Source organism: Planktothrix pseudagardhii (assembly GCF_904830925.1).
GTDB lineage: Bacteria > Cyanobacteriota > Cyanobacteriia > Cyanobacteriales > Microcoleaceae > Planktothrix > Planktothrix tepida.
In genome coordinates this window covers 3,856,567-3,869,002 of the sequence record NZ_LR882967.1, presented here as the reverse complement: position 1 = coordinate 3,869,002, position 12,436 = coordinate 3,856,567, and the positions used below count along the sequence as shown (strand labels likewise).

Annotated in this window: 9 protein-coding genes; 4 read left to right on the top strand and 5 right to left on the bottom strand. The window is 38.6% G+C overall.

The window, feature by feature from the left end:
- Positions 1-192 precede the first annotated feature (192 nt).
- The 3 genes from NMK36_RS16415 to NMK36_RS16405 all read right to left on the bottom strand — a co-directional run bounded on the left by NMK36_RS16415 (position 193) and on the right by NMK36_RS16405 (position 1,810).
- The gene (locus NMK36_RS16415) at positions 193-399 is read right to left on the bottom strand and encodes a hypothetical protein (protein WP_072716877.1); all 207 of its coding nucleotides are present in this window, start codon (positions 397-399) and stop codon (positions 193-195) included.
- A 76-nt stretch (positions 400-475) separates the two neighbouring features.
- A complete protein-coding gene (locus NMK36_RS16410; RefSeq protein WP_072716878.1) occupies positions 476-1,288 on the bottom strand; it encodes a hypothetical protein in 813 nt (270 codons plus the stop codon).
- A gap of 162 nt (positions 1,289-1,450) precedes the next feature.
- Positions 1,451-1,810 carry a BON domain-containing protein gene (locus NMK36_RS16405; protein WP_072716879.1) on the bottom strand — a complete coding sequence of 120 codons (360 nt, stop codon included), beginning with the start codon at positions 1,808-1,810 and terminating at the stop codon, positions 1,451-1,453.
- A gap of 419 nt (positions 1,811-2,229) precedes the next feature.
- Between NMK36_RS16405 and NMK36_RS16400 the strand changes: the two genes are divergently transcribed.
- Positions 2,230-2,637, top strand: coding sequence for a pentapeptide repeat-containing protein (locus NMK36_RS16400; RefSeq protein ID WP_254174190.1), 408 nt, complete (start codon positions 2,230-2,232; stop codon positions 2,635-2,637).
- A 378-nt stretch (positions 2,638-3,015) separates the two neighbouring features.
- Here NMK36_RS16400 and NMK36_RS16395 read toward each other — a convergent pair whose 3' ends face one another.
- A complete protein-coding gene (locus NMK36_RS16395) occupies positions 3,016-3,438 on the bottom strand; it encodes a hypothetical protein (protein WP_254174189.1) in 423 nt (140 codons plus the stop codon).
- Between the two features lie 885 nt (positions 3,439-4,323).
- Here NMK36_RS16395 and NMK36_RS16390 point away from each other — a divergent pair.
- Positions 4,324-5,208 carry an SDR family NAD(P)-dependent oxidoreductase gene (locus NMK36_RS16390; protein ID WP_072716883.1) on the top strand — a complete coding sequence of 295 codons (885 nt, stop codon included), beginning with the start codon at positions 4,324-4,326 and terminating at the stop codon, positions 5,206-5,208.
- 85 nt (positions 5,209-5,293) lie between these two features.
- Here NMK36_RS16390 and NMK36_RS16385 read toward each other — a convergent pair whose 3' ends face one another.
- Positions 5,294-5,701, bottom strand: a complete 408-nt coding sequence (locus tag NMK36_RS16385) for a DUF4112 domain-containing protein (protein WP_072716884.1) — start codon at positions 5,699-5,701, stop codon at positions 5,294-5,296.
- Positions 5,702-5,852: 151 nt separating this feature from the next.
- Here NMK36_RS16385 and NMK36_RS16380 point away from each other — a divergent pair, with 151 nt between their 5' ends.
- Complete coding sequence (locus NMK36_RS16380) at positions 5,853-6,368, top strand: DUF2267 domain-containing protein (RefSeq protein ID WP_072716885.1); 516 nt, start codon at positions 5,853-5,855, stop codon at positions 6,366-6,368.
- Positions 6,369-7,096: 728 nt separating this feature from the next.
- The gene (locus NMK36_RS16375; protein ID WP_072716886.1) at positions 7,097-12,415 is read left to right on the top strand and encodes an nSTAND1 domain-containing NTPase; all 5,319 of its coding nucleotides are present in this window, start codon (positions 7,097-7,099) and stop codon (positions 12,413-12,415) included.
- The last annotated feature ends 21 nt before the right edge of the window (positions 12,416-12,436 follow it).

Here is a 12,436-nt window from a genome sequence, read left to right as displayed (position 1 = left end):
AGAGAGAGCAAATATAGTTATATTATTTCACCGGATTGAGTTTTGATTCCGTATGAGTTTTTGAGTTTTCTGTTTAAAGTGTCACATTCTGTCGATAACGTTTAATTTAAAATTCAGGGCGGTTTAAGGAACAAAACCACCCTTTAATGTGTTGAAAAGCTTTATTTTTAAATACCCTCAATCTGCCAAAATTTAGGATTCCCACTGATCAATGATCCGTTGTAATCCCTCAGCAATCTCTTGCCAATTTTGAGCCAAATCTGTACTGCGATCTTGGCGTAGAAATTCAGCTTCATTAAAACAATGATCCGCTAAAGAATGGACAACACTTCTAATTCCATGTTCCTCAATTAGTTGATTTAAAGCACGAGTTAACTTTTCAGTTTTTGGTTCAGTCATGTCCTGCTCAATTCATCATTCACGGGTGACAGCCTCTATAATACTGCCATTTGTTCACTTTTTGCTAGAAAGGATTTTAATTTTGAGCAGGTTCAAGATTGTGTTGAGATAGGACAATGGAAATCTTCTGAAGCCGTCGCTGTTGATCTTGTTTTAACTGTTCTAAATCATTATTAAATCCTGCCGCTTCTATCTCACCTGTATCGGGATTCCGATAGGATTGAATTCGAGCGCATAATACAACATCATATTCTAAGAGATATTGGGTTTTACAATCTTGAAGAGACGAAATATAAGCATTTCCGGCTGCGGGAGATTGGTTAATTAAATCAATCCCTGCTAACAGTTCAAATAATCCTAATCGCAAATTTTTAAGTTGAGCTTCCTGCTGAAGTCGCTCTGTGGATTTCCTTAATTTTTTAATTTGTTTTAAATCAGCTTCTAAAGGTGATGAAGCTTCATGTTGATAGGCAAAAGTTCCTAAATTTAACGCTGCATTTCCAGAATCTCGATGTCCAAAATATTGGGGTGTAAATCCTCCCTGAACGGTTCGTGTCCCTTCTGCTAGTCCAATTGCAATTACACCCAAGGAATTAGGAGTTAAAAATAATTCATTTGCCTTAAAATTCGAGATTTTAACAGGATTTTTAGGTTCAGAAGTGGATACTATTTTAACAGTTATAGGTTGTTCTGAACCCACATTAGGTTGATTATGATTTGAAGCCAAAAATGTAATCAACTCAACCAATGCTAAACCCTGAAGTAGACTTAAAAAAATGAAGGGACGAAATAAAACTAAGGAAAATAGTTTTTGGCTCAGAATTTGATAAAATGAATTTTTTTGCAGATTACGAGGCTTTGCACCCTTGAATAAACTCGTATTAATCACGGTTTAATCTCTTTTTTTACCTGGACAAATTCAGATTACCAGCAAGGAAAGCAATAAAAATCTTCCTGAAGTCATAAAATAACGGATTGTTTTTAAACGAAAAGCAACAAGATTAAAGCATTACTTCAACCTTGCTGCTTTTAGGAATTTAAAAATTAAGAATTAACCAACCGTTAATTGGCTAGTATCAACTGAAGTTGCTCCATTAACGCCTTTAGCAACTGTCACCATTCTACTAAACAGTTGTTGACTGGGAACCTTCCCTTTTAACACAACTGTACTATCAGTTTGAGCAACCCAAACGCTATCCATATCATCTAATTCAGAATCTTGATCAAACGCATAAGCCACTCGTTTTGCTAAACCACTTTGATCATATTTCCCATCTAAACCCATCCGTTCAGGTGGAATTGTAGCGGTTGCTGTTGTTGCGGGAGCACTCGCCTGAACATTTTGTACAGGTTGAGCAGTTTTAGCTTTTTCTTCTTCATGACGACCAAATAATCGGCTTAACCAACCCATTGTCATTCTCCTATTTTTTATTTTTATTTATCATCTTTCAATATAAAAATATTAGTTGAGAATTACCTCTATCTCTTGATAGAAACTTTCAGCAAGATTAAACTTTACTTAAATATAGCAATCCGCGCCTTCGAGATGGAGGTTGTGCTCATTTACAACGGATATGAAACAGCCAGAAGTATTATCCCTGTTCCCTGTTCCCTTTGGGTTCAGACTTGGTATTGAGGAATACATTCTGAGGATATACACTTTAATTCTTTTGTGTGATTCAGTTTATCAGTAAATCTTAGACTATCAAGAGAAGTAATCACTTGATAAATAACTGCTCATTGGGAGTTAAATACTATGCCGATTTCTTCAATGGAATACAAGCTAAAGTTGAACATTAAAACCTAAACCTAAAAATCGACTCTAAGAATATGAGCTTTAATATATTTTGGAAGCGCTATTTAGAAGGTGGAAAAAATTTTAGTGGCTTAGACTTAACAGAAGCAAACCTAACCTATGCCAACCTGACTCAAGCAAATTTATCAAACACCAATTTGAATCATGCTTCATTAAGTCAAGCCAATCTGGATGGGGCAAATTTAAGTCAAGCCAATTTGATGGGTGCAGATTTGTCTGATTGTAACCTAAGTGATGCTGATTTGACGGATGCTGATTTAAGAGGAGCTATTCTTTTAAGAGCGAATTTAACAGGAGCCAAACTCAACGGAACGAATCTCAAGTGGGCAGCTTTAACTAAAGTTATCCCCCCTGATATTAATCTCAACCATGCTATTTTAAATCGAACAATTTTGCCCAATGGTTGTCCATCTGAACTGTAAAGCCTCTGGGTTTGAGATGGAGTGCTATTCTTGAGTTGATATCAGAATAATTTCTGCCCGTATTTTATCTTCACCTGATTGGGAATTGAACCAAAAAATGTAACAGAAAACCGTTACTGTAGGGGTATGTCTTCACCGTTGTAGAAATGAAATAATGAATTAATCCTTTCGTATGTTCATTGCGGTAGCAAGACGAGTGTTTATTTGCAGAGTGTTAGGCACTCGTCATTTTTACCCAGAACACGGGGAAGCCTAAGTCCTGAACTTTCAAAGTTAGTTATTTAGAGGGCAACCCAGGGGGTTTTTTATGGAGTTGAAATCCTACTCAATTCCATGAGGTCATCAACCTTAACTCTGGGGTTGCCCCATTCCCTTAAGTCAATCTTTATGTAGGTTGAATTTAACTATTGAATAAATTTTTTCCCAAGTCTCAGGAGATTTTTCTGACGAATATTTATGATATGCTAATCTCAACCTGTCATCTATTTCTTGAAGTAAATTAGGTTTTTTGGCTTTAATCGAAAAATATTTAGCTAATCCAAAACTTAAGGCAAACCAGAGCAGATAAATGATATCTAAATATTCTGTTTCTAGTTTTCCCATGTATCCCTCTATCACCCTTTTTGTCGGGATTAGAGTGATATTATTTTGATAAGCGTTTTCTCCTTCTTTAATGAGTTCACTCAATAAATTTTCACAATTATAATCCAAACTATAATAACAATCTTTAAGACTACAAATTGAAGATACTACATCTTCTAAAGCAAAATATAAAATCTGCAATTTGCCTTGATTGTTCATACCCCTTTATTTATTATATTTATTAATTGTATGGATTTCCCTAAGAAATGGTAAGTGCCTATTGTAAAGAAAGGTACTCACCAATTAATGCCAATCAATTTTATTTAGCTTGATTATTCTATTTTTAGAAAGTTTTAGGAATACCTCTACAGGATTGATTTTCTGTTACATTTTCTGGTTCAGCTTCTTTCTGTTGCCCATCTATCAAGGGTTTCACCCCCTGTGAACCTATCTGACAATTCTAATTGAACAGGGAACACTTCGACAAGCTCAGTGCTTCGCAGGGAACAGGAAATGAGTTTGCTGGATTTAGTAGAGACGCGCTATACCTTGGACGAAATTAAATCCTATGTCCGTAGCATTCCAAGGGATGACACTACGAGAAAATACGGAAGTCTGACGAAAAAAAGCACTTAGATTGCTGCTTTGAAATCATGGAATTATTTATGCTAATTCTCCTGTTACCCTATTATCCATAGGGGTTTCAAGTAATTGTAAACTTAAGTAAAAGGTAAAGTTTTTATTAAGAAATGGGGGAAATCCCAAGTTTTTATGCTTATAATTGAAGCAATCCGAAAGGATGAAAAATTTCAACAGTATAATAACTTTGTAAATAATCCTCTGATAAAAGGGGATTAAAATATTCAATCCTAAAAGTAAAAACGCCCAAGTTTAACAGCCTCCGAGGATCTGAACTCAGAGGCTGTTAAACGTTTAAATTAATTCGATCACAGCAATGCCTTGAGGTTGACAATAGTTGATTGCTGTTTAAGATGCAACAAGAGCAATCAGGAATTAATAAACTTCCAGAATCTAACTGAAGATAGAGGAAAGTTTGATGCTATTTAACAACAGTGGGAGAGGAGAATTTATTAGGAATAAATTATGGATGGGTTAACAGGACGGCTGGTAAATAAGGTGGCAATTGTTACAGGGGCTGGAACTGGAATTGGGGAAGCGATCGCCCATAAATTTGCTAAAGAAGGTGCTAAAGTAATTGTTAATGGTTTACCCGATGATCCGATTGAATCTGTCGCTGCATTGATTCGGAAATCTGGCGGTTCAGCAATGGCTTATGCTGGGGATGTATCCGTTGAAACCCAGGCTCAAGGGTGCATTGATGCGACAATTGATGGGTTTGGAAAGCTGGATATTCTAGTGAATAATGCGGGTGTATTCTTAACCAATGCAGAAATTGATGATTATCCCATTACCGATTTTGATCAGACTATTCGGATGAATATTCGGTCAGCATTTTTAATGACTAAATATGCTATTCCTCACTTAAGAAAAACCGCCGGAAATATTATTTCGGCTGGGTCAGAAGCGGGATTTAATGGACTCGCTCAAAATGCACCTTATGGAGGTACAAAAGGCTGGATGCACTCTTTTATGATGGGGGTTGCAGTTGAACAAGCTAAACATGGAATTCGGGCAAATTGTGTGTGTCCGGGGGCAATTGATACCGCTTGGACACATAAAGAAACTGGCCCGATGGATCAAAAAATGGAAAAAACTTTAATTCAAGCAACACCAATAGCGCGAAGAGGTACACCGGAAGAAGTTGCTAATGTTTATGCGTTTCTGGCCTCCGATGAAGCCAGTTATGTTACAGGTGCATTATGGTTAGTCGATGGCGGTGTGACTCCTGCAAAAGGCCCAATGGGTAAAGAGACTCCCTTCTGGAAACGGTCTGAACCTTCAGGAGAATTGCGTTTAGAGCATGGAAAAGAAGGGTTAAAAAACAAAGAAACCCATACCATTAAATAAAATCAACAAGTAGGATGGGCTATCCCCATTCTACTGAATCATATTGGGAGTTGATGAACATAAAAATAGAGGATTTCTGCTAAAATCAGACCGTTATTTTTTCTTTCTTAGCTGAATTCATTGGCTCAACTTGGCTTAATTCGGGTTCTGTATTGTTCAGGTGTTCTTCTAATAAATTCAAGTTGCGAATATTAGATTTATAGAAAGCATCAAAGATATCCCCTACCAAAGGGACTGTTCCTAATATAGCTTCTAATACAATATTAAAAACCATCCAACCTAATACTGAATTCGGTAACTTAAATTGGGCAGCTAAATAAATTAAATACCCTGAAAAAGCAGTATCAATGATATCTCCGAAACCGGGAATTAAACCAATAATCGGATCTAAACCAATCCGAAAACCAATTACCGGAAGGCGAATCGAAGTATCCATTAAACGGCTGAGTTTACGGATACGGTTTAAAGTCGCTAAACGTTGGTTTGTATTCATAATTTCATCTTGACAAACCCCAAAATTAATATGTTATATCCAAAGATATAATTTAAAAAAAACTTAATACACCTATCTTTTGAAAGATTCACTTCTACAGTTTCTCCTCTACTGTCTTAAATACAGTTAAACTTTTAAAAGAGGTTAAAGTATGACGACACAACAAGCCCAACAAAAACAACCGGATGCGAATGTTGAAATTTCAGAAAAACATCAGCCATTTTTAGAAAAAGTTATGACTGAAGGAGGTCTTTCTGATCTCTATGATGCCAGAGATATTACAGAAGTTGTCTTTCGGGTCATGCGGGATGTTATGAGTACAGAAACCGCCGACCATGTTGCTGAAGAATTACATAAAGAAGTGATGCCAACTTCTAATAAAAGACTCCAAATGGAAATTGCCGAGTTATGGGAAGATACTAATCCGATTGTCGGTTTTTTAAGCCGGATTCGTCCCCCTTTAAAAGGGCCTGGTCTATCAGGAATTGATTCGGAAAAATTTTTAGTTCGTGTGGCCAATGAAGGGGGTTTACCTCCAACAACCAATGCAGAAACCGTGATTAAAGCTGTATTTTCTGCAACAAAAGCTGAACTTTCTAAAGAACGAATTGAAGAAATTACAGGGTGGCTTCCAGACGATATTCAAGAAATTTGGAAACAAGTCTAGGGGGTCAGAGGCTAGGGGGGTGTAGGGTGTGTTAGGGTAAACACCTTCAACGGTTCACATCCTACTCCCCGGTGCTTCCTGTCTCGACAAAGGTGATTTTTTGATCCCCATTCTTTGATGAATTTTGGGGAGAAGCGCAAAATCTCTGTGTTTTGATAACTTTTTTTAATATTTTTTTAATATTGTAAAGGAAAGTTAAATTTATATTCAACCTGTTCTTGTATTTGATTAATGATATACTTTTGCTATAATTGTTAGAGCATGGAGGGCTTTAATTCCCTTCCCAAAAGCTGCATCAGTAGCCAATTGTAGTTTAAATTCAACTTAATGTTGCTTTTTTTGTTTTTTTCTTTCCAATTGTGATGATTTACGCTACAGTAGACTCATGGGAATAAAGTATAGTGAAGTATAGATTACTTCCGTACACTCAATCTATTTTTTCAAACTCTCTACTTTGGGGATGTAGAGAAACCTAATTTCCGAGATGGGGAATTTTAGGTTTCTATGGCGAAATGCTCTAGGGTGTTTCTGGGTTTTAATCTCAATAATATTACCAGTAAACCCCCCAGAACTTTGATGGATAATCACCTCCTTAACCGATTGTTTCCTTGACTCGTTAATTTCAGTTTGATAGGAAGCAGAAAATTCGGCAGGAGAAACCCAAACTTCGACAGAATTAAAGATTGAGCGTCAATATAGTATTTTTACCCTCAGTGTGCAATCTTCCTATGAATAGACTATTGGATTCTCAAGCAGTAGCCTCAGTTAATCAACAAGGTTTACATCGATTAGTGCGCTCGGTTTCCCTATCTCAAGGACAATTTTCCTTAGTCTTAGTGCGATGCAATTCTAGTCAACTCAGACAACAAGTGCTTCAGGCTGTACAAGCTGATTCTGAAATTACAATTGAACTTCTCATCCTCTCTGCTCAAACGTCAACCCTGTATACAACCTTATCAGAATACGTTCAAACCCATTCCCCGTCAGCATTGATGATTCTAGGGTTAGAAACCGTTGAAAATCTCGATGCTCTTCTGAGTTCAACGAATCAAGTTCGGGATGAATTTCGTAAACAATTTAATTTTCCTGTGATTTTATGGATTACCGATGATATTGCAACACAGTTAATTCGTCTAGCACCGGATTTTAAAAGTTGGGCAGCCGCAACGATTAAATTTCAATTAACAACGGCGGAGTTATTAGATTATTTAAAATTACAAGCTAATACCCTTTTTACCTTGGCAGAACTCAAAATTAAAGCTTGGGAACCGGAAACACAACAAACCTTTCAATCTTCCGTTTCTCGGAGTTATCCGTCTGACTTTGCCATCAATTCTAATCGTCGCCGAGAACTTGAACTCCATTGGCAAGATTTACAAAATCGAGGTTATGAATTAGACCCAGCGTTAGAAGCGTTTCGTCAGTTTATTTTCGCTCAAGATTGCGATGCTAATGACCACAGTGAAAAAGCTCGCCAACATTATCAACAAAGTTTAGCTTTTCTACAACATGAATGTCTTCAGAAAGATGTAGGGTGTTGGTTCACGGTCAACCGTCAGGGAATTGTTCTCTTTCATATTGCCTTAACTTATTGCATTCAAGCTACAAGAAATCCAGGGATAAAACACACATTATTACTGGAAGCTAAAAATTATTTTGAGCAAAGTCAGCAGATTTTTGAACAAGCTGGACGACCGGATTTAGCAGCAGGAGTTCTCTCCCATTTAGGAGAAGTTTTACAACGTTTACAATTATGGGAGGAGTTACAAGAATTAGCCATCTCTGGGTTAAAAATGCACCTGATTTATGGAACCGCTAGCCAACTCGCTCAAGATTATGGGTTTATGGCAGAGGTGGCGTTACGACGGTCGCAATGGAATCAAGCCCTTGCTTTAGCGCAATTGGCGTTAACAATTTTACCCGAATTGAATCGAACAGCAAGTCGAGGACAATGTTTATTATTATTAGCACGCTGTTATCAACAGCAGCGAGAATGGCTACAAGCGCGGCAAGAATTAGAATTAGCTTTAGAGCAAACAAAACCTCAATATAATCCACAGTTGTATCTGGATATTTTGGGAGAATTACGGAATATTTACTATCATCAAGGTCAGTATCGTAAAGCGTTTAGAATCAAGAAAAAACAACGAGAACTTGAGCATCAATATGGATTCCGAGCGTTTATTGGGGCTGCCCAACTTCAACCGCCTAAACAAGCGATAAATCCCTCTAGTCTTCATGGGGAAAATATCGTAACTATTGCGGAAGAAATGATGGCATCCTGTCGCCAACAGGATATTCAGAATTTGCTGCATCGATTAAGTCGAGATGATCACAAATTGATTATTGTTCATGGGCGTTCTGGCGTGGGCAAAAGTTCTTTAGTCAATGCAGGTTTAGTTCCAGCCTTGAAGAATACGGCGATTAGTGCTAGAGGTTGTTTACCCGTTGTGATTCAGGGTTATACGGATTGGGCCAGAGAATTAGAACGTAATTTAGCCAATGCTTTACTGAATTGTGATACCTTCAAATATCCTGATGAATCCATTAAAAAACTCTGGTATAACGTGATTGCTCAATCCTCAACTAAACCGATTAACTTTTTCCAAAAAACCGCAGAAACAGCTAATTCTTTTATTCTTGATTCGTCTTCTTTTGTGTTAAAACAATTGACTCAAAATGCAGATCGAAATTTACTAACGGTTTTGATTTTTGATCAATTTGAAGAATTCTTTTTTGTCTCTCAGCATCAAGCTAGACGAAAAATATTTTATGATTTTTTGAAAATTTGCTTGGATTTACCGTTTGTTAAAATTATTTTTTCTTTAAGGGAAGATTATCTTCACTATCTTTTGGAATGTGATTATTTATTAAATTTAGAAGCAATTAATAATAACATTTTGGACAAAAAAATCCGCTATCATTTGCGAGATTTTACTTTAGCTGAAGCAAAAACAGTGATTGACCGATTAACGCAACGAGCTAAATTAAAATTAGAACCCGCTTTAATTAATGCTTTAGTCGCCGATTTAGCGGATGAACGTCAAGAAGTTAGACCCATTGAATTGCAAGTTGTGGGTGCTCAACTTCAGGAAGAAGGAGAACATGGAATTACCACCTTATCGGCTTATCAAAAATTGGGACTTAATCCCAAAGCCGAATTAATTAAACATTCCATTGAACAAGTGATTCAAGATTGTGGTCAAGAAAACGAAGATGCGGCGTGGGAAGTGTTATTTGCCTTAACAGATGAAAAATTTACTCGCCCCATTAAAACAAAAGCTGAATTAATTACAGCCGCTAGGAGGAGACAAGAAGAGGCGGACAAGGGGACAAGGGGATGGGGGGACAAGGGGACGGGGAGACTAGGGGATGGGGGGACTAGGGGACTAGGAGATGGGGGGATCAACACGATTTTAGCGGGTGGTCAACACTTCGACCCTTCGGCAAGCTCAGGGCATTGCAAACTCAGTGCCAAGCTGTCAACAATTGTTGAAGATCGGGAGGAACCTGAAGCCTTTATTGATGTAATATTAGAATCCGGTTTGCTGTTACGAAGACGGGAGGAACCGGAAGATCGATATCAATTGCTGCATGATTATTTAGTATTACCAATTCGCCAACGATATGCCTTGCAAGAACAACAGCGCCAGCAAGATATTCAGCAGCGTTTAAACCAAGTTCAAGCTGAAAAATATCAAGCAGAAGCCGCTTTAGAAAAAATGAGTCGAGAGCAATTGTTAAAACGCAATCAACTCTTACAACAGTTGTTAGGTGTTTCGATGGTGGTTGCCCTATTATTGGGTTTTACAACAAAAGTAGCGACTCATCAACAGCGACGGGCTGATCAACAAAAACAACTGGCAGATTTAGCAACCTTAACGGCTTCTTCCGAAGCACTTTTCTTCTCACAATATAAGTTTGATGCCTTAATGGAAGCTTTAAGGGCGGCTCGACAATTTCAACAATTGAAAGCCACAACAGCCCAGAGTCCTGAACTGACCACGATGGAAACTCGAATTGCAGCCACATTACAGCAGGCGGTGTATGGTATTGGAGAACGCAACCGTTTAGAAGGACATCTGGATGTCGCCTGGGATGTCTCTTTTAGTCCCGATGGTAAAACCATGGCTTCTGGGAGCTTTGATAAAACCGTTAAATTGTGGACACCTGAAGGTCAACTTTTACAAACCTTAGTCGGTCATACCGCCAGTGTCACGAGCGTTAGTTTCAGTCCCGATGGTCAATTACTCGCCTCTGCATCTCAGGATGGAATAATTAAACTTTGGTCTTTAGAGGCGGAGGTAACAAAAGTTAGGGGCCAGATGTCTGTTCCCTTAGTAACACTCCGAGGTCATCACAAAAGCGTTTCCTGTGTCACCTTTTCACCGGATGGCCGTTTGATAGCTTCGGTATCTGAAGATCATCAATTAAAATTATGGAGTCGAGACGGGAAATTATTACGAACGTTTGTGAATGGGGCGGCGTTAACGTCCGTGGCGTTTAGCCCTGATGGTGGCGTTTTAGCCATCGCTCTTGCTAATGGCATGGTAACCATTTTGGAATTGGATGGAACAATTCTCTACAATTTAGACCATACCCAAGATCCGAAGGAAACGGTTTATAAAGTCCAATTTTCTCCCAATGGTAAATTCATAGCCACGGTGGGACAAGATCAAACGCTGAAACTGTGGAACCGTCGCGGTCAACTGTTAAAAACCTTAAAGGGAGATGGCTCCAGAGTTTATGGGGTTCATTTTTCTCCCGATAGCAAATTATTAGCGACTTCTAGTGACGATAAGAATATTTATTTATGGACAGTGGAAGGAACGTTATTAAAACAATGGCAAGGACATGGGGATAAAGTCACGAATGTTCAATTTTCTCCCGATGGCAAGACTTTAGCGTCTTCTAGTTATGACAAAACGGTAAAACTATGGAATATTGATCACATTCCTCTGAAAACCCTGACTGGACATCAACATCGAGTTTTAGGGGTAAGTTTTAGCCCTAATGGTGAGATATTTGCCTCGGCGAGTCAGGATAAAACCGTGAAGTTGTGGAGTCGTACAGGAGCATTATTAACGACATTAACCGGACATCAAGATCGGGTGGCGACGGTGAGTTTTAGCCCGGATGGTGAACTGTTAGCAACAGCCAGCTATGACCATACGGTGAAATTGTGGCAACTCAGTGCTGATGCCGAAACCCCCCAAACATCCTCTAGGCGGTTATTTCAGTTTGGGATGTTCCGGGGAATTCCTTGGCTGTTTAATCGCAGGACAACGGCGTTACCTGTTCAGAAAAAGCGAGTTTCCGTAGAATCAATTCAATTGCTCAACAGTTGGATTGCTCATGATGATAGCATTATGAGTGTTACCTTCAGCCCTGATGGGGAAACGATTGCCACAGCCAGTAAGGATAAAACAGTGAAATTGTGGAACCGCCAGGGGGAATTATTACACACCTTAATTGGACATCATTTATGGGTTAATAGTGTTACGTTTAGCCCGGATGGTCAAGTGATTGTGACTTCTAGTGACGATGGAACGATTAAACTGTGGAATCATCAGGGAACTTTGTTAAAAACGATTGCGGGCCATCAAGGTTTGATTCTCAGCGTCAGTTTTAGCCCCGATGGTCAAGTCATTGCGTCCGCCGGCTATGATAATACGGTTAAACTGTGGGATAGCAAGGGGAACTATCTCAAAACATTATTAAAGGGATCAAGTGATAGTGTAACCAGTGTAGTGTTTAGTCCCGATAGTCAGTTAATTGCCTCAGCCAGTTTTGATGGTACGGTTAAACTCTGGAGTCGTCAGGATGGCACATTATTAAAAACATTAGTCGGCCATCGGGATGGCGTCATGGGGATTAGCTTCAGTCCCGATGGTCAGGTTTTAGTGTCCGCCAGTCGGGATAAAACCTTAATTATGTGGAATCTCGATTTGGATAACCTGATTGATCGAGCTTGTGATTGGGTTTACGATTATCTGCGAACAAACCCTAAAGTTGGCAATAGCGATCGCTACCTGTGCCATCTATAGCGTTAGGGAACACCGAACAGG

Bases quoted from the DNA above. Each gene is read 5' to 3' on its own strand.
- NMK36_RS16415 (WP_072716877.1), bottom strand. From the start codon at position 399: ATGACTGAACCAAAAACTGAAAAGTTAACTCGTGCTTTAAATCAACTA.
- NMK36_RS16405 (WP_072716879.1), bottom strand. From the start codon at position 1,810: ATGGGTTGGTTAAGCCGATTATTTGGTCGTCATGAAGAAGAAAAAGCT.
- NMK36_RS16400 (WP_254174190.1), top strand. From the start codon at position 2,230: ATGAGCTTTAATATATTTTGGAAGCGCTATTTAGAAGGTGGAAAAAAT.
- NMK36_RS16395 (WP_254174189.1), bottom strand. From the start codon at position 3,438: ATGAACAATCAAGGCAAATTGCAGATTTTATATTTTGCTTTAGAAGAT.
- NMK36_RS16390 (WP_072716883.1), top strand. From the start codon at position 4,324: ATGGATGGGTTAACAGGACGGCTGGTAAATAAGGTGGCAATTGTTACA.
- NMK36_RS16385 (WP_072716884.1), bottom strand. From the start codon at position 5,701: ATGAATACAAACCAACGTTTAGCGACTTTAAACCGTATCCGTAAACTC.
- NMK36_RS16380 (WP_072716885.1), top strand. From the start codon at position 5,853: ATGACGACACAACAAGCCCAACAAAAACAACCGGATGCGAATGTTGAA.
- NMK36_RS16375 (WP_072716886.1), top strand. From the start codon at position 7,097: ATGAATAGACTATTGGATTCTCAAGCAGTAGCCTCAGTTAATCAACAA.